Raw genomic sequence first — 15,731 nt, forward strand, 5'->3', positions numbered from 1 at the left:
CGTTTGTCGCTATCATAGGGCTCCCGTGACCCTGCGATGACCCGAGCGCCCCATGACCGTGCAGTTTCCCACCATTGCCGAGTGCATCGGCAACACCCCGCTGGTCCGCCTGCAGCGCCTGCCGGGCGAGACCTCGAACACCCTTCTGGTCAAGCTGGAAGGCAACAACCCGGCCGGTTCGGTGAAGGATCGTCCGGCGCTGTCGATGATCACCCGGGCCGAACTGCGCGGCGCCATCCAGCCGGGCGACACCCTGATCGAGGCCACCTCCGGCAACACCGGCATCGCCCTGGCGATGGCCGCGGCGATCAAGGGCTACCGCATCATCCTGATCATGCCGGACAACATGAGCGCCGAGCGCAAGGCGGCGATGACCGCCTACGGTGCCGAACTGGTGCTGGTCAGCAAGGCCGAGGGCATGGAGGGCGCCCGCGACCTGGCGCTGCAGATGCAGGCCGACGGCCTGGGCAAGGTGCTCGACCAGTTCGGCAACCAGGACAACCCGGTGGCCCACTACGAGGGCACCGGTCCGGAAATCTGGCGGCAGACCCAGGGCACCATCACCCACTTCATCAGCTCGATGGGCACCACCGGCACCATCATGGGCACCTCGCGCTACCTCAAGGAGCAGAACCCGGCGATCCAGATCGTCGGCCTGCAACCGCAGGAAGGCTCGGCGATCCCCGGCATCCGCCGCTGGCCGCAGGAATACCTGCCGAAGATCTTCGATGCCAGCCGCGTCGACCGGGTGGTCGACATGGCGCAGAGCGAGGCCGAGGAGGTGATGCGTCGCCTGGCCCGCGAGGAGGGCATCTTCTGCGGGGTTTCCTCGGGCGGCGCGGTGGCGGCCATGCTGCGTCTGTCGCGCGAGGTGGAGAACGCCGTGATGGTGGCGATCATCTGCGACCGCGGCGACCGCTACCTGTCCACCGGCGTCTACGACGCTCCCCAGGCCTGAGGGGCGCCGGCCGTCTGCCGGAAGCGTGGCTTCCGGCTTCCTTTTCCTTGGGTGCGCCGGGCGCACCTACACTGATTTGCAGGTTGCCTGATGGCCAAACGCAACAGCGGGCTGCGCTTCCAGCCGAGCGGCGGTTCGCGCGCCGCGCAATTGCCGGTGGGCAAGAAGCAACGTCTCACCATCGAGCGCCTGGCCCACGACGGCCGCGGCATCGCCCACGACGGCGGACGCACCTGGTTCGTCGCCGGCGCGCTGGCCGGGGAAGAGGTCGAAGCCCGCGTACTGGCGGCCCGTAGCCAGGTGGTGGATGCGCGCGTCGAGCGCGTGCTGGTCGCCAGCGAACTGCGCCGCCAGCCGCCCTGCGCACTGGCCGGGCACTGCGGCGGCTGCACCCTGCAACACCTGTCGCATGCCGACCAGCTTGCCCTGAAACAGCGCACGCTGGCCGAGCAGCTGCACCGCCAGGCGGCGCTGGAGCCCGAGGAGTGGGCGCCGCCGCTGGTCGGGCCGGAGTTCGGCTACCGGCGCCGGGCGCGCATCGCGGTGCGCTGGAGCCCCAAAAGCGGGCAGCTTGAGGTCGGTTTTCGGGCGGCGGCAAGTCAGGCGATAGTCGATCTGGACCGCTGTCCGGTACTGGTACAGGCTTTGCAATCGCTGCTCGCCGCGTTGCCGGCGGTCCTGCGCGGGCTGCGCAAACCGCAGGCGATCGGTCATGCCGAGTTGTTCCACGGCACCGCCAATGCGCTGCTGCTGCGCCTGACCCAGCCGCTGCCAGAAGAGGACCGCGCTGCGCTGCGCGCCTTCTGCGCGGCGCAGGGGGCGCAGCTGTGGTGGCAGGCGGAGGGCGAGCCCGAAGCCGACGACCCCACGCAAATGCTCGGTTACCGGCTGGAGGCCGACGACCTGACCCTGGCCTGGCGGCCGGGCGACTTCGTCCAGGTCAACGCGCCGGTCAACGAGGCCATGCTCGCCCAGGCGCTGGACTGGCTGGCGCCGCAGGCCGACGAGCGGGTGCTCGACCTGTTCTGTGGCCTGGGCAACTTCGCCTTGCCACTGGCCCGCCGCGTGGCCGAAGTGGTCGGCGTGGAAGGCGTGCAGGCGATGGTCGAGCGCGCGGCGGCGAACGCCGCGGTTAACGGTCTGGACAACGTGCACTTTTACCGTGCCGACCTGTCCGAACCGCTGGAACAGGCAGCCTGGGCGCGCGGCGGCTTCGCCGCGGTGCTGCTCGATCCGCCGCGCGACGGCGCCGCGGCAGTGGCCGCACAGCTGCGCCGCCTGGGTGCGCGGCGGGTACTCTACGTATCGTGCAACCCGGCTACGCTGGCGCGCGATGCGGCACTGCTGGCGCAGCAGGGCTATCGTCTGAAGCGCGCCGGCATCCTCGACATGTTCCCGCAGACGGCGCATGTCGAGGCGATGGCATTGTTCGAAGCGGACGCCGAGCGTCCGTAGCGGGTCGTGGTCGTGCGGGCGGCGTGGTCGCCGGCTGCGTTCGACGACCTGGCAAAGCGGACCGGCCCACAGAAGGCCGGCTTGATCAGGACCTGCGCGTCCTGGACCAGGTGCGGGCGTGCCGCGCCGTGGCAGAAAGGTGACAAACGATGGTACAGGTAAGAGCGCAACAGCCGGTCAACACCGACGGCAGCATCAATCTCGAGGCCTGGCTGGACCACATCCTCAGTGTCGATCCGGCACTCGAGCGGGACAGCCTGCGCAAGGCCTGCGAGTTCGCCCTCGAGGCGGAACGCCAGGCGATCGACACCCAGCACATCTGGGCCGAGGGCATGTCCAGCTTTCGCACCGGCCTTGAGATCGCGGAAATCCTCGCCGACCTCAAGCTCGACCAGGAATCGCTGGTCGCCGCCGTGCTCTACCGCGCGGTGCGCGAGGGCAAAGCCGAGCTCGAGGCGGTGGCCCGGCAGTTCGGCGCCCAGGTGGCCAAGCTGGTCGAGGGCGTGCTGCGCATGGCGGCGATCAGCGCCAGCCTCAATCCGCGCGAGTCGCTGGTGCTCGGCAGCCAGGCGCAGGTCGACAACCTGCGCAAGATGCTGGTGGCGATGATCGACGACGTGCGTGTCGCGCTGATCAAGCTGGCCGAGCGCACCTGCGCCATCCGCGCGGTGAAGAACGCTCCCGACGAGAAGCGCTACCGGGTGGCTCGCGAGGTGTTCGACATCTACGCGCCGCTGGCCCATCGCCTGGGTATCGGTCACATCAAGTGGGAGCTGGAGGACCTATCCTTCCGCTACCTGCAGCCCGAGCAGTACAAGCAGATCGCCAAGCTGCTCCACGAGCGGCGCCTGGACCGCGAGCGCTACATCAACCAGGTCATGCAGCAGTTGCGCGACGAGCTGACCGCCACCGGCATCGAGGCCGACATCAGCGGCCGGGCCAAGCATATTTATTCGATCTGGCGGAAGATGCAGCGCAAGGGCCTGGAATTCAGCCAGATCTACGACGTGCGCGCGGTGCGCGTGCTGGTTCCCGAGGTGCGCGACTGCTACACCGCCCTCGGCATCGTGCACACCCTGTGGCGGCACATCCCCAAGGAATTCGACGACTACATCGCCAACCCCAAGGAAAACGGCTATCGCTCGCTGCACACCGCGGTGATCGGCCCGGAAGGCAAGGTGCTCGAGGTGCAGATCCGCACCCAGGGCATGCACGAGGAGGCGGAGCTGGGCGTCTGCGCGCACTGGCTGTACAAGGGCACCGACGTCAAGTCCGGCTCCAGCCACTACGAGGAAAAGATCGCCTGGCTGCGCCAGGTGCTCGAATGGCACGAGGAACTGGGCGACATCGGCGGCCTGGCCGAACAGCTGCGCGTCGACATCGAGCCCGACCGGGTCTACGTGTTCACCCCCGACGGCCACGCCATCGACCTGCCCAACGGCGCCACGCCGCTGGACTTCGCCTATCGCGTGCACACCGAGATCGGCCACAACTGCCGCGGCGCCAAGGTCAACGGCCGCATCGTGCCGCTCAACTACAGCCTGCAGACCGGCGAGCAGGTGGAGATCATCACCGGCAAGCACGGTGCGCCGAGCCGCGACTGGCTGAACCCCAACCTCGGCTACGTGAGCACCTCGCGGGCGCGGGCGAAGATCATCCACTGGTTCAAACTGCAGGCGCGCGACCAGAACGTGATCGCCGGCAAGAACTACCTGGAGCGCGAGCTGAACCGTCTGGCTCTGCAGGGGGTGGACTTCGACAGGCTGGCCGAGAAGTGCAACCTGAAGAATGCCGAGGACCTGTTCGCCGCCCTCGGTGCCGGCGACCTGCGCCTGGCCCACGTGGTCAACGCCGCCCAGCAGCTGCTCGAGCCCGAGCGCGGCTTCGACCAGCTCGAACTGCTGCCGCGCCGCCACGCGCCGACCCGCGTCGGCGGTGCCGACGAGATCCAGATCCTCGGCGTCGGCAACCTGCTCACCCAGATGGCCGGCTGCTGCCAGCCGGTGCCGGGCGATGCGATCGTCGGCTACATCACCCAGGGGCGCGGCGTCAGCATCCATCGTCAGGACTGTCCGTCGGTGCTGCAACTGGGCGAGCGCGAGCCGCAGCGCATCATCCAGGTGAGCTGGGGACAGGCGCCGGCCAAGACCTACCCGGTGGACATCCAGATCCGCGCCTACGACCGCTCCGGCCTGCTGCGCGACGTCACCCAGGTGCTGCTCAACGAGAAGATCAACGTGCTGGCGGTCAACACCCAATCGGACAAGAGCGACAACACCGCCAACATGCGCCTGACCATCGAGATTCCCGGCATGGCCGCGCTCGGCCGCCTGCTGGCGCGCATCGCCCAGCTGCCCAACATCATCGAGGCCAAGCGCAGCCGCGCGAGCTGAGAGGGCGCCGGCCACGGGGCGCTGAGAAGGGCGTATCGGCGCGAGCCGAGGGTGCCCTTCCAGCGTCCCTGTGCTGTTTATCGGCATGTCGCAACCATCCGACCCGGACACCGCCATGTATCAACTGAACGACCTGCTGCACCTGATGGCCCGCCTGCGCGACCCGCAGTACGGCTGTCCCTGGGACCTCAAGCAGGACTACGCCAGCATCGTGCCGCACACCCTGGAGGAGGCCTACGAGGTGGCCGACGCCATCGAGCGCGGCGACTTCGCGCACCTGCCCGGCGAGCTCGGCGACCTGTTGTTCCAGGTGGTCTACTACAGCCAACTGGGCCGCGAGGACGGACGCTTCGACTTCGCCCAGGTGGTCGATGCCATCACCCGCAAGCTGGTCCGCCGCCATCCGCACGTGTTTCCCGACGGCGACCTGTACGGCGCTCCCGATCTGGCGCGGCTCTCCGAGGCGGCGATCAAGCAGCGCTGGGAGGAGATCAAGGCCGAGGAACGCGCCGAGCAGGCGAGCGCACCCGAGCAGCTGTCGTTGCTCGACGATATTCCCCAGGCGCTGCCGGCGCTGTCGCGCGCCGCCAAGCTGCAGAAGCGCGCCGCCCAGGTCGGCTTCGACTGGCCGGCGCCGCTGCCGGTGCTGGACAAGCTGCGCGAGGAGCTCGACGAGGTGCTCGAGGCCATGGCCGAGGGCGACCAGCAGCATATCGCCGAGGAGCTGGGCGACCTGCTGTTCGTGGTGGTCAACCTGGCCCGCCATCTCAAGGTCGAGCCGGAGGCGGCGCTGCGTGCGGCCAACGGCAAGTTCGAGCGGCGCTTCCAGTTCATCGAGCAGGCCTTGCGCGCGGCCGGCCGGCGCATGGAAGATTGTCCCCTCGAAGAGCTGGACGCCCTGTGGGGCGAGGCCAAGCGGCTGGAGCGGGAAGGTCCCGCCTGCGGCTAAGAGCCTGTTCACGACCTGCTGTGCTTCGGCCATGCTGCGTTGAAATCGGTTTCGCCTTGCCTGGCTCTTGCTCGCGAGGTCGTGAACAGGCTCTATGAAGCAATTCCGGCGCCACCCGTGGGTGGCGCCCTCTGTCGGATGCGTCGGACACAAGGTACGTCATGAGTCTTTCCCTACGCGACCAGCTGCTCAAGGCAGGCCTGGTCAACGAGAAGCAGGCCAAGCAGGCCACCAAGCAGAAACAGAAGCAGCAGCGCCTGGAGCACAAGGGCCAGGTGGAGAAGGACGACTCGCAGCGCGAGGCGGCGCTCAAGGCGCAGGCCGAGAAGCTGGCGCGCGATCAGGAGCTGAACCGCCAGCAGCAGGAAAAGGCGCAGAAGAAGGCGCTGGCCGCCCAGGTCAAGCAACTGATCGAGGGCACCCGCCTGCCCCGGCTGAATACCGAGGATTACTACAACTTCGTCGACGACAAGAAGGTCAAGCGCATCGCCGTCAACCCGCAGCTGCGCGACAAGCTGAGCCGCGGCAGCCTGGCCGTCGTTCGCCTGGAGGGCAAGTACGAGCTGGTCCCGCGCGAGGCGGCGCTCAAGGTCCAGGAGCGCGAGCCGCAGCGCATCATCGTGCTCAACACCGTGGTCGAGTCGGCGGCGGACGAGGACGATCCGTACAAGGACTTCGTGGTCCCCGACGACCTGATGTGGTGACGGCCGGCGCCGGTCGCCCGGTCAGGGCCGGAGCACCACCCGGCCGAAGCGGGCGCCCGGCGTCAGCGCGGTGATGGCGTGCAGGCGGTCGAGACGCAGCTGGCGTTCTTCGCCGGCCGCCCGGACCACCAGCACCTCCTCCTTGCTCGGCAGCGTGCGGGTGTCCAGCGCCCGCGCATTCAGCCAGCTGCCGTCGTCCAGCTCGATGCGCAGGCGATAGCCGTACAGGCAGGCGATTTCCAGGTAGTCGTGCAGGTCGCAGGCCAGCGGCCGGTAGGGGATGCTCATGGCGTGAACCCGGCGTCAGCTCATGGGGATCCGTTCAGACTACGCCACCGGGCGACGGATGAGCGATGCCGGAAAGAAAACGCCCGGCGCAATGGCCGGGCGTCGATCGGCAAAGGCCGGACTACTTGCCCTGCACGGCGCGGCCGTTGACTGCGCCCTGCTTGAGCATGATCTGGTATTCCTTGCCGTCCTTCTCCACCTGGTGCAGGCGCACCAGCAGGTAGTCCCAGTCCTTGGCGAACCACATCACGGTCTGGCGCTGGGACTTGGTGGGGTCGCGTACCCGCTCGACCTTGATCGCCTCGATCTGGCCGGCCTCGGTCTGCACCTGCTCCGGGCCGAGCACGCGGAAGTCGTAGGTGTCCACTTCGTCGCCGCTGAGCACCTGATAGGTCAGGTTGTTCTTGCCCGCGGCGACATCCTCCTGCAGGGCCAGCTGGTAGGTGGACTTGTCCAGCATGCCGCTCTTGAGCACCAGCTTGACCGGCTTGTCGCGATCGATGCCGGTGACCAGCTTGCCCTTCCAGTCGAAGTCGTGGACGACCTTCTTGCTCTTGCCCAGCCCGTTGCGCTCGAAGCGGTAGCTGAGCGGTACGAAGCGCTGGTTGTCGTAGCGGAAGTGGCTCTGCTCGGTCAGACCGGCGACCAGCATCGAGGCCTGGAAGGTGAGATTCCAGCTGCCGTCGGGATTCTTTTCCAGCTTTCGGGAGGCCGTGCCGCTGACCGGCACCTGCTGCCAGTCGGCGGTGTACTCGGCGGTGAAGGGCTCCAGGGCCTGGGCGGCCCCGGGCAGGGCGCACAGGGCCATGGCAAGCATTAACGCGCGTCGCATGGTGACTCTCCTTGGGTTGCGCACGCCCGCCACGGCTCTCAGTGGGGTAGCGGCAGGTCGCGAATCTGCTGGCCGCTGGCCGGCAGCAGCGCACCGTCCAGTTCGGCGCCCTGGGGGCCGAGATGCAGACGGCCCTCGGCGAACCAGCGCACGGCCAGCGGATAGATATGATGCTCGCCGATCTGCACGCGCTTGGCCAGCGATTCGGGGCTGTCACCCGCCTGGACCGGCACCACCGCCTGTACGACCAGCGGGCCGCCATCGAGTTCCTCGGTGACGAAATGCACGCTGCAGCCGTGCTCGGCATCCCCTGCCTCCAGCGCGCGCTGGTGGGTGTGCAGGCCCTTGTAGTTGGGCAGCAGCGAGGGGTGGATGTTGAGCAGGCGGCCGGCATAGTGACGCACGAAGGCCGGGGTGAGGATGCGCATGAAGCCGGCGAGCACCACCAGGTCGGGCCGGTAGGCGTCGATCGCCTCGATCAGCGCGGCGTCGAAGGCCTCGCGACCGGCGAACGCCTTGTGGTCGAGCACTGCGGTGGGGATGTCGGCGTTCTGCGCGCGGGTCAGGCCGTAGGCATCGGCGCGGTTGGAGACCACCGCGCCGATGCGGGCCGGGATGCCGCCTTCGGCGATACCGTCGATCAGCGCCTGCAGGTTGCTGCCGGAGCCGGAGATCAGCACCACCACATTGCAGCTGTTGCCCATCAGTGCGCCTTCAGGTTGTTCAGCACGACGCGTTCGGCGCCTTCGCCGCAGGCGGCGATGCTGCCGATCAGCCACGGGGCTTCGCCCGAGGCGCGCAGGCTGGCCAGGGTGTTTTCCACCTGGTCCTGGGCCACGCAGATGACCATGCCGACGCCGCAGTTGAGCACGCGGTGCATTTCACGCTCGTCGACGTTGCCGTGCTGCTGCAGCCAGTCGAACACCGCCGGGCGGGTCCAGCTGGCCACGTCGATGATGGCCTGGGAGCCGGCCGGCAGCACGCGCGGGATGTTCTCGGTCAGGCCGCCGCCGGTGATGTGGGCCATGGCCTTGACCGCGCCGGTGTCCTTGATCAGCTTGAGCAGCGGCTTGACGTAGATGCGGGTCGGCGCCATCAGCAGGTCGGCCAGCGGCTGACCGTCCAGCTGCACGCTCTCGATGTCGGCGCCGGCGACCTCGATGATCTTGCGGATCAGCGAGTAGCCGTTGGAGTGCGGACCGGAGGAGGGCAGGGCGATCAGCGCGTCGCCGGCGACGACCTTGGAGCCGTCGATGATCTCGCTCTTCTCCACCACGCCGACGCAGAAGCCGGCCAGGTCGTAGTCCTCGCCCTCGTACATGCCGGGCATCTCGGCGGTTTCGCCACCGACCAGCGAGCAGCCGGCCAGTTCGCAGCCGGCGCCGATGCCGGTGACCACGGTGGCGGCCACGTCGACGTTGAGCTTGCCGGTGGCGTAGTAGTCGAGGAAGAACAGCGGCTCGGCGCCGCACACCACCAGGTCGTTGACGCACATGGCGACCAGATCCTGGCCGATGCTGTCGTGTTTGTTGAGGTTCAGCGCCAGGCGCAGCTTGGTGCCGACGCCGTCGGTCCCGGAGACCAGCACCGGCTGCTTGTAGCCGGCCGGGATTTCGCACAGGGCGCCGAAGCCGCCCAGCCCGCCCATCACTTCAGGGCGTGCGGTGCGCTTGGCCACGCCTTTGATGCGTTCGACCAGTGCTTCACCGGCGTCGATGTCAACACCGGCGTCCTTGTAGCTCAGGGAGGGTTGCTTGCTCATGAATACGGGCCTTTGAGGGAAGTGCAGGAAAGCGCGCGATTCTAGCATTCTCGCGAGATAGCGGCCATCCGGGCGGTTGCCGCCATCCAGACGGCTGTTTAAGGTATAGGCTTTGTTCCTGACACGCGCCGGACGCGCGCCTGTCCCCCAGCCGAGATGCTCGCATGCACCTGATCGCCCGATTGTTCGCCTTCTGCCTGTTGTTCGCCACCCTGTCGGCCGGCGCCGCGCAGGTCGAGGGCCTCTACGAGGTACGCGAACCGGTGGCCTCGCAGGATCCGGCCGAGCGGGCGGCGGCCATGAGCCGCGCCCTGCAGACCCTGGTGGTGCGTCTGACCGGCAAGCGCGAGGCGGCCCAGGACAGCCGCCTGCAGCCGTTGCTGGCCGATCCGCAGCAACTGGTGCAGCAGTACGTCTACGAGTCCGGCACGCCGGTCACCCTGTCGGTGGTGTTCGATCCGGTGCTCACCCAGAAAGCCCTGCGCGAGGCGGGACTCACCCTGCAGACGGCCGAGCGGGCCAACGTGCTGGCCTGGTGGGTGACCGAGGGCGAGGTCGGCAACACCCTGCTGGTCGAGGATCAGGAAGGCGCCGCCGCCCTGCGCGATGCCGCCCGCAATCGCGGTGTGCCGCTGAGCCTGCCGCTGGGCGATCTCAACGAGCAGTTGCTGGCCGACCCGCAGACCCTGCGCGGCAGCGACGCCCAGGCCCTGCAGGAGGCCTCGGCGCGCTACGCAGCCGATGCCCTGCTGGCGGTGGTGGCCAAGGGCGCCGGGGAGAGCTGGCAGGCCGACTGGCAGTTGTTTATGGGCGGCAAGCGCGTCTCGGGCTCGAGCAGCGCGGCAAGCCAGGCCGCCCTGGCCGATGCCGTGCTGCTGGATGTCGGCGAGCAGCTGGCCAACCGCTTTGCCGGCGCCGCTGCGGCGCAGAGCCTGACCCTCGAGGTGCAGGGCAACGATCTGGCCCGCTATGCCGCCCTGCAGCGTCTGCTCGAGCCCTTCGGCGCGCGTCTGCAGGCGGTGGACGGCACCACCCTGGTCTACCAGGTCAACGCCAGCCCGGAACAGCTGCGCGCTCAGCTGCAGCTCGGCCGCCTGCACGAGGTGCCGGCGCAGGCCGCGCCGGTCGACGCCCAGGCGGCTCCCGCCCAACCCATGCAGGTACCGGCGGCCGCCGCCGACCGCCTGCGCTTTGCCTGGTAAGTACGGCTCGCGGGCCGGTTCAGGGACAGAACGGAGTACGCCCATGCTGAACAATTCGCGCAGCTGGCTGGGGCTGGCTGCCTTGGTCCTGCTCGGTTGGCTGATCCATCAGCTGCAGCCGGTGTTGATGCCCTTCCTGGTCAGCCTGCTGCTGGCCTATCTCGGCGACCCGCTGGTGGACCGTCTGGAGCGGCGCGGTCTGTCGCGCACCTGGGCGGTGGTGGCGGTGTTCGTCCTGTTCGCCCTGATCCTGCTGGCCATGCTGCTGGTGTTGCTGCCGCTGCTCGGCAGGCAGCTGGTGCGTCTGTACGAACTGGCGCCGCAGATGCTCGACTGGCTGCAGGGCTCGGCCCTGCCCTGGGTGCAGCAGCAGCTCGGCCTGCGCGCCGACTTCTGGCGCTTCGATCGCCTCAAGGCGCTGTTCAGCGAGCATCTCGGCCAGGCCACCGACATGGCCGGCCTGCTGCTCTCCCAAGTCACCGCCTCGAGTCTCGCCCTGCTCGCCTGGCTGGGCAATCTGCTGCTGATCCCGGTGGTGAGCTTCTACCTGCTGCGCGACTGGGACCTGATGCTGGCCCATCTGCGCAATCTGCTGCCGCGTCGCCGCGAGGGGATGGTGGTGGTGCTCGCCGGCGAATGCCACGAGGTGCTCGGTGCCTTCCTGCGCGGCCAACTGCTGGTGATGCTGGCGCTGGCGCTGGTCTACGCCGGCGGGCTGATGGCCGTCGGCCTCGAGCTGGGCCTGCTGATCGGCCTGCTCGCCGGACTGGCCAGCATCGTGCCGTACATGGGCTTCGTGGTCGGCATCGGCGCTGCATTGGTGGCGGCGCTGTTCCAGTTCGGCCTTGACTGGTATCCGCTGCTCGGTGTGCTGCTGGTGTTCACCATCGGTCAGCTGCTCGAGGGCATGTGGCTGACCCCGCTGCTGGTCGGCGATCGCATCGGTCTGCATCCGGTGGCGGTGATCTTCGCCATCCTCGCCGGCGGCCAGCTGTTCGGCTTCACCGGCGTGCTGCTGGCCCTGCCGGTGGCGGCGGTGATCATGGTGCTGCTGCGCCATGTTCACGATTTCTATAAACTGTCGGCACTTTACGGAGAGTCGGGCGGCGGCTCGCAGGAGTCGTCGGAGTCCCCATGAAACCTATCCAGCTGCCCCTCGGTGTGCGTCTGCGCGACGACGCCACCTTCGCCAACTACTACCCCGGCGCCAACGCGGCCGCCCTGGGGTACGTGGAGCGCATGTGCGAAACCGACGCCGACTGGGCGGAGAACCTCATCTACCTGTGGGGCGCGCCCGGGGTCGGGCGCAGTCACCTGCTGCAGGCCGCCTGCCTGCGCATGGAGCAGTTCGGCGGCCGCGCCGTGTATCTGCCGCTGGACGCGGTGGCCATGTACGGTCCGCAGCTGCTCGACAACCTCGAACGCTGCGATCTGGTGTGCATCGACGAGGTGGACCTGGTGGCCGGCCATCCGACCTGGGAAGAGGCGTTGTTCCACCTGTTCAATCGCCTGCGCGATGCCGGCCGCCGCCTGCTGCTGTCGGCCTCGGCGCCGCCGCGCGAAGTGGCGATCAAGCTGCCCGATCTCAAGTCGCGTCTGACGCTGGCCCTGGTGTTCCAGCTCCACGGCCTGTCAGACGAGGACAAGCTGCGCGCCCTGCAGCTGCGCGCCTCGCGGCGCGGCCTGCACCTCACCGACGAGGTCGGCCGCTTCATCCTCACCCGCGGGTCGCGCAGCATGAACTCGCTGTTCGATCTGCTCGAGCAACTCGATCATGCCTCGCTGCAGGCGCAGCGCAAGCTGACCATTCCCTTCCTCAAGGAAACCCTCGGCTGGTGAGGCTGGTGTAGGGTGGGTTAGCCGCAGCGCGGCGTAACCCACCACCAATGCCGTCAGGCATCGTGATGGCCAGCCTGACAGCGGGTCGGTGGGTTACGGCCTGCGGCCTAACCCACCCTGCGCTCACTCGCCAGCCAGCTTGCGCTGGTACTGGTAGCTCCAGCGCGTGTAGAGCAGGGCGCTGCAGAACAGCAGGGCGCTGAGTGCCGCCTCCAGGCTGCCGTAGACCGTGCGCCCCGGTTCGAAAGCGGTGACCACGCCCTGGATGAAGTACAGGTTGAGCACGTAGCAGGCCCAGGCATGCGCGCGCACGTTGCCGAGCAGGATACCGGGGGCGACGATCGCCAGCGGGACCAGGTGTACGCCGAGGATCACCCAGGGACGGGCGCCGTGCAGGTCGACGATCAGCAGGTACCAGACGCTGAGCAGCGCGATCAGGGCGACGAACAGCGCGAGACTCAGCCAGCGCGTCAGACGACGGCGCGGCGCCAGCCAGTCCAGCGCCGGCAGCGGTTTTTTCTTGCGCGCCATCTCAGCTCCTCAGCTTCTGTGCGGTCCGCGCCAGGCGCAAACCCAGGGCACGGCACAGGGTGCTCTCGTGCTCGTCCAGCGGCCGCTTGCCGTCGGCGCCGGCGTGGTGGCTGGCCCCGTAGGGCGTGCCGCCGCCACGGGTTTCCAGCAGGGCCGTCTCGCTGTAGGGCAGACCGCAGACCAGCATGCCGTGATGCAGCAGCGGCAGCATCATCGACAGTTGGGTGCTTTCCTGGCCGCCGTGCAGGCTGGCGGTGGAGGTGAATACCCCCGCCGGCTTGCCGACCAGTTCGCCGGTCAGCCACAGGCTGCTGGTGTTGTCGAGAAAGTGCTTGAGGGGCGCGGCCATGTTGCCGAAGCGGGTCGGGCTGCCGAGGACCAGCCCGGAGCAATGCTTGAGGTCGTCGAGGGTGGCGTAGACGGCGCCCTCTTCGGGGATTTCCGGCGCCACCGCCGCGCATTCGGGGGAGACCGCCGGCACGCAGCGCAGGCGCGCGACCAGGCCGCCCTGCTCGATGCCGCGGGCGATCTGCCGGGCCATCTCGGCGGTGGCACCGTGGCGGCTGTAGTACAGCACCAGGATGTAGGGTTCGCTCACGGCAGCAGCTCCAGGACGCGCTCCGGCGGCCGGCCGACCACCGCCTTGTCACCGCTCACCAGGATCGGCCGTTCGATCAGGCGCGGATGTTCGACCATCGCCGCGATCAGTGCCTCCTCGTCCAGCGCCGGATTGGCGAGGCCGAGCTCCTGGTACAGGTCTTCGCCGCTGCGCAGCAGCTGGCGGGCGCTGTAGCCGAGCTTGCCGAGCAGCGCGCGCAACTCGGCGGCGGAGGGCGGGGTCTCCAGGTAACGCACCACTTGCGGCTGCAGACCGCGCGCCTCGAGCAGCTCGAGAGCACCACGGGATTTCGAGCAGCGCGGGTTGTGGTACAGGATCAGGTCGGTCATGTCGGTTGGCCCATGGATGGGAAAGGGCGCTATTCTACCCGCGTCGACTCGTCCTCAGAACCATCCAGGCCGCTCGCCGGACCGCAAGGAGAGGGAATGCTCGAACTGCTGCAGGCAGCGCGGCGCATAGTCGTGCATCTGTACCAGCGCTTTTTCGCCGATCGCATCCTGCAAAGCGCGGCAGCGCTGACCTATACCACCCTGTTCTCGGTGGTGCCGGTAATGACGGTGACCTTCGTCATGCTCGCCGCGATCCCGGCGTTTCGCGATCTGGGCGACCCTATCCAGGCCTTCATCTTCCACAACTTCCTGCCGTCGGCCGGCGAGCAGATCCAGCAGTACCTGCGCGAATTCAGCAGCCAGGCGCGCGAGCTGACCTGGATCGGCGTCGGCATGCTGATGGTCACCGCCCTGCTCACGCTGCACACCGTCGAGGGGGCGTTCAACTACATCTGGCGGGCGCCCCGGCTGCGCCGTCCGATGTCCAGTTTCCTGCGCTACTGGGCCATTCTCAGTCTCGGCCCGCTGCTGCTCGGCGCCGGCTTCGCCGCCAGCACCTATGTCACTTCGCTGGAACTGCTCTCCGGGCCCCATGCCCTGCCGGGCGTGGCGACGCTGCTCAACCTCGTGCCATTGCTCAGCGGAATTGCCGCCTTCACCCTTCTCTACGCGGCGGTGCCCAATGCCCGGGTGCCGTTCAGGCACGCGCTGGTCGGTGGCTGCTTCGCAGCCTTGCTGTTCGAGGCGGCCAAGGCGCTGTTCGCCCTCTACGTCAGGCTGTTCCCCTCCTATCAGCTGATCTACGGTGCGTTCTCCGCGGTGCCGTTATTCCTGCTGTGGATCTACTTCACCTGGTTGATCGTGCTGATGGGCGCCGAGCTGACCTGCCATCTGAGCGATTCGCCGCACTGGCGCAGCAGCGCCCGCCCGGCTCTGGTCAACCTGCTGGGGCTGCTGGCGCAATTGCATGCCTGTCAGCGCAGTGGGGAAGCCTTGTCCCGGGACGGGCTGGCGCGCCTGGGCTGGGGATTGGCCGAGGACGAATGGCGGCGCCTGATCGGCTTTCTCGAGCGCGAACGGGTGGTGAGCGCCGTCGGCAATGGCGAGTGGGTGCTGTCTCGCGATCTGTCGCGGCTGTCGTTGCACGAGCTGCTGCTGCGCTGGCCCGAGCCGCTGCCGGCCAGTCTGCCGGAGCACCTGCCCAAGCCGCTGGAGGCGAGCTGGTATCCGCGCCTGCGCGCGGCCCTGCAACAGCTGGCGCAGGCGCGCGGCGAGAGTCTGGGCGGAAGCCTGGCCGATTGGCTGGCCGAGCCCACCCCGCGGGAGTGAGGCCGATCAGTTCAGGTTGCTGGCGATCGGCTGGATGAAGATCTCTTCGATCTTGACGGTCTGCGGGGCCACGGCGCTGCGCAGGCGCAGTTCGACGCCTTCGAGCTTCTGCTTCACCGGCAGGCGGGCGACCCCGGACAGCAGGATGCGCTGCTGCGGATCGATACGGCCGTGGTCGATCGAAATCTCGCGTTGCTGGTCGCCGTCGCGATAGCTGATCAGCAGCGAGACCGGCAGGTCGGATAGCCCTGGCAGATGCAGCCAGGCGGCGATCTCCAACTCCACCATGCGGCCATCCAGGGCCGTAGCCCGCGGCCGGGCGGCCGCCAGTTGGGGGGGAGTCAGGGTGTGCAGCAGTTGGTCCTGGGTGGAGAACATACAAACCTCCGCTAACGGTGTCTTCGGTCGAAAAATTATCCAGCAGGGGGACGGCGGATACTGTGCCCCAGGACCGGGCAGCGGGTGACGGGATGCGCACTTTGCGCAGTCGTCGGGACGGCCGGGCTTTTGCCGCGGCTGGCGCTTTCGGCTAAGGTCGCGC

Annotated in this window: 17 protein-coding genes; 9 read left to right on the forward strand and 8 right to left on the reverse strand. The window is 68.3% G+C overall.

What is annotated here, in order from left to right; genetic code table 11:
• Positions 1-52 precede the first annotated feature (52 nt).
• From cysM to LMJ29_RS13430, 5 genes are all read left to right on the forward strand, one after another.
• A complete protein-coding gene (cysM, locus tag LMJ29_RS13410) occupies positions 53-958 on the forward strand; it encodes a cysteine synthase CysM (protein WP_229606022.1) in 906 nt (301 codons plus the stop codon).
• 90 nt (positions 959-1,048) lie between these two features.
• Positions 1,049-2,413 (forward strand): 23S rRNA (uracil(1939)-C(5))-methyltransferase RlmD, encoded by a 1,365-nt coding sequence (rlmD, locus tag LMJ29_RS13415; protein WP_229606023.1) that lies wholly within the window; start codon positions 1,049-1,051, stop codon positions 2,411-2,413.
• 149 nt (positions 2,414-2,562) lie between these two features.
• A complete protein-coding gene (gene relA / locus LMJ29_RS13420) occupies positions 2,563-4,806 on the forward strand; it encodes a GTP diphosphokinase (RefSeq protein ID WP_229606024.1) in 2,244 nt (747 codons plus the stop codon).
• Positions 4,807-4,921: 115 nt separating this feature from the next.
• Entirely contained in the window at positions 4,922-5,755 is an 834-nt protein-coding gene (gene mazG, locus LMJ29_RS13425) for a nucleoside triphosphate pyrophosphohydrolase (protein WP_229606025.1), read from the forward strand.
• Between the two features lie 161 nt (positions 5,756-5,916).
• Positions 5,917-6,459 (forward strand): DUF2058 domain-containing protein, encoded by a 543-nt coding sequence (locus LMJ29_RS13430; RefSeq protein WP_229606026.1) that lies wholly within the window; start codon positions 5,917-5,919, stop codon positions 6,457-6,459.
• Between the two features lie 21 nt (positions 6,460-6,480).
• Here LMJ29_RS13430 and LMJ29_RS13435 read toward each other — a convergent pair whose 3' ends face one another.
• The 4 genes from LMJ29_RS13435 to purM all read right to left on the reverse strand — a co-directional run bounded on the left by LMJ29_RS13435 (position 6,481) and on the right by purM (position 9,341).
• Positions 6,481-6,747: a Rho-binding antiterminator gene (locus LMJ29_RS13435; protein WP_229606027.1), complete on the reverse strand. Its 267-nt coding sequence runs from the start codon at positions 6,745-6,747 to the stop codon at positions 6,481-6,483.
• Positions 6,748-6,868: 121 nt separating this feature from the next.
• Positions 6,869-7,579: a DUF3108 domain-containing protein gene (locus LMJ29_RS13440; protein WP_229606028.1), complete on the reverse strand. Its 711-nt coding sequence runs from the start codon at positions 7,577-7,579 to the stop codon at positions 6,869-6,871.
• Between the two features lie 38 nt (positions 7,580-7,617).
• Positions 7,618-8,283: a phosphoribosylglycinamide formyltransferase gene (purN, locus tag LMJ29_RS13445; protein WP_229606029.1), complete on the reverse strand. Its 666-nt coding sequence runs from the start codon at positions 8,281-8,283 to the stop codon at positions 7,618-7,620.
• Positions 8,283-9,341, reverse strand: coding sequence for a phosphoribosylformylglycinamidine cyclo-ligase (gene purM, locus LMJ29_RS13450; protein ID WP_229606030.1), 1,059 nt, complete (start codon positions 9,339-9,341; stop codon positions 8,283-8,285). Before purM ends, purN begins: the two co-directional genes overlap by 1 nt.
• 164 nt (positions 9,342-9,505) lie before the next feature.
• Between purM and LMJ29_RS13455 the strand changes: the two genes are divergently transcribed.
• The 3 genes from LMJ29_RS13455 to hda are packed head-to-tail and all read left to right on the forward strand — an operon-like array spanning position 9,506 to position 12,382.
• The gene (locus LMJ29_RS13455) at positions 9,506-10,543 is read left to right on the forward strand and encodes a DUF2066 domain-containing protein (RefSeq protein ID WP_229606031.1); all 1,038 of its coding nucleotides are present in this window, start codon (positions 9,506-9,508) and stop codon (positions 10,541-10,543) included.
• 43 nt (positions 10,544-10,586) lie between these two features.
• Positions 10,587-11,681, forward strand: a complete 1,095-nt coding sequence (locus tag LMJ29_RS13460; protein ID WP_377656705.1) for an AI-2E family transporter — start codon at positions 10,587-10,589, stop codon at positions 11,679-11,681.
• Positions 11,678-12,382, forward strand: a complete 705-nt coding sequence (gene hda, locus LMJ29_RS13465) for a DnaA regulatory inactivator Hda (protein ID WP_229606032.1) — start codon at positions 11,678-11,680, stop codon at positions 12,380-12,382. The genes LMJ29_RS13460 and hda overlap by 4 nt, the downstream gene beginning before the upstream one ends.
• Positions 12,383-12,505: 123 nt before the next feature.
• On the opposite strand, the gene LMJ29_RS13470 is transcribed toward hda, so the two are convergent.
• Genes LMJ29_RS13470 through arsC form a run of 3 tightly spaced genes read right to left on the reverse strand, consistent with a single transcriptional unit; the run spans position 12,506 to position 13,861 of the window.
• On the reverse strand, positions 12,506-12,913 hold the full coding sequence (locus LMJ29_RS13470) for a DUF2069 domain-containing protein (protein ID WP_229606033.1): 408 nt from the start codon (positions 12,911-12,913) through the stop codon (positions 12,506-12,508).
• 1 nt (position 12,914) lies between these two features.
• A complete protein-coding gene (gene wrbA / locus LMJ29_RS13475) occupies positions 12,915-13,511 on the reverse strand; it encodes an NAD(P)H:quinone oxidoreductase (RefSeq protein WP_229606034.1) in 597 nt (198 codons plus the stop codon).
• Complete coding sequence (gene arsC / locus LMJ29_RS13480; protein ID WP_229606035.1) at positions 13,508-13,861, reverse strand: arsenate reductase (glutaredoxin); 354 nt, start codon at positions 13,859-13,861, stop codon at positions 13,508-13,510. The genes wrbA and arsC overlap by 4 nt, the downstream gene beginning before the upstream one ends.
• A gap of 96 nt (positions 13,862-13,957) precedes the next feature.
• Here arsC and LMJ29_RS13485 point away from each other — a divergent pair, with 96 nt between their 5' ends.
• On the forward strand, positions 13,958-15,190 hold the full coding sequence (locus LMJ29_RS13485) for a YihY family inner membrane protein (protein WP_229606036.1): 1,233 nt from the start codon (positions 13,958-13,960) through the stop codon (positions 15,188-15,190).
• 6 nt (positions 15,191-15,196) lie between these two features.
• Here the strand turns inward: LMJ29_RS13485 and LMJ29_RS13490 are convergent, their stop codons facing one another.
• Positions 15,197-15,568 (reverse strand): hypothetical protein, encoded by a 372-nt coding sequence (locus LMJ29_RS13490; protein ID WP_229606037.1) that lies wholly within the window; start codon positions 15,566-15,568, stop codon positions 15,197-15,199.
• Between the last annotated feature and the right edge of the window lie 163 nt (positions 15,569-15,731).

It is taken from the genome of Pseudomonas oryzagri (assembly GCF_020831405.1).
Classification (GTDB): domain Bacteria; phylum Pseudomonadota; class Gammaproteobacteria; order Pseudomonadales; family Pseudomonadaceae; genus Geopseudomonas; species Geopseudomonas oryzagri.

Coding starts and splice junctions, on each gene's coding strand:
- mazG (WP_229606025.1), top strand. CDS start 4,922: ATGTATCAACTGAACGACCTGCTGCACCTGATGGCCCGCCTGCGCGAC.
- relA (WP_229606024.1), top strand. CDS start 2,563: ATGGTACAGGTAAGAGCGCAACAGCCGGTCAACACCGACGGCAGCATC.
- purN (WP_229606029.1), bottom strand. CDS start 8,283: ATGGGCAACAGCTGCAATGTGGTGGTGCTGATCTCCGGCTCCGGCAGC.
- LMJ29_RS13490 (WP_229606037.1), bottom strand. CDS start 15,568: ATGTTCTCCACCCAGGACCAACTGCTGCACACCCTGACTCCCCCCCAA.
- hda (WP_229606032.1), top strand. CDS start 11,678: ATGAAACCTATCCAGCTGCCCCTCGGTGTGCGTCTGCGCGACGACGCC.
- LMJ29_RS13455 (WP_229606031.1), top strand. CDS start 9,506: ATGCACCTGATCGCCCGATTGTTCGCCTTCTGCCTGTTGTTCGCCACC.
- LMJ29_RS13470 (WP_229606033.1), bottom strand. CDS start 12,913: ATGGCGCGCAAGAAAAAACCGCTGCCGGCGCTGGACTGGCTGGCGCCG.
- LMJ29_RS13440 (WP_229606028.1), bottom strand. CDS start 7,579: ATGCGACGCGCGTTAATGCTTGCCATGGCCCTGTGCGCCCTGCCCGGG.
- LMJ29_RS13430 (WP_229606026.1), top strand. CDS start 5,917: ATGAGTCTTTCCCTACGCGACCAGCTGCTCAAGGCAGGCCTGGTCAAC.
- cysM (WP_229606022.1), top strand. CDS start 53: ATGACCGTGCAGTTTCCCACCATTGCCGAGTGCATCGGCAACACCCCG.
- LMJ29_RS13435 (WP_229606027.1), bottom strand. CDS start 6,747: ATGAGCATCCCCTACCGGCCGCTGGCCTGCGACCTGCACGACTACCTG.
- LMJ29_RS13460 (WP_377656705.1), top strand. CDS start 10,587: ATGCTGAACAATTCGCGCAGCTGGCTGGGGCTGGCTGCCTTGGTCCTG.
- LMJ29_RS13485 (WP_229606036.1), top strand. CDS start 13,958: ATGCTCGAACTGCTGCAGGCAGCGCGGCGCATAGTCGTGCATCTGTAC.
- purM (WP_229606030.1), bottom strand. CDS start 9,341: ATGAGCAAGCAACCCTCCCTGAGCTACAAGGACGCCGGTGTTGACATC.
- rlmD (WP_229606023.1), top strand. CDS start 1,049: ATGGCCAAACGCAACAGCGGGCTGCGCTTCCAGCCGAGCGGCGGTTCG.
- arsC (WP_229606035.1), bottom strand. CDS start 13,861: ATGACCGACCTGATCCTGTACCACAACCCGCGCTGCTCGAAATCCCGT.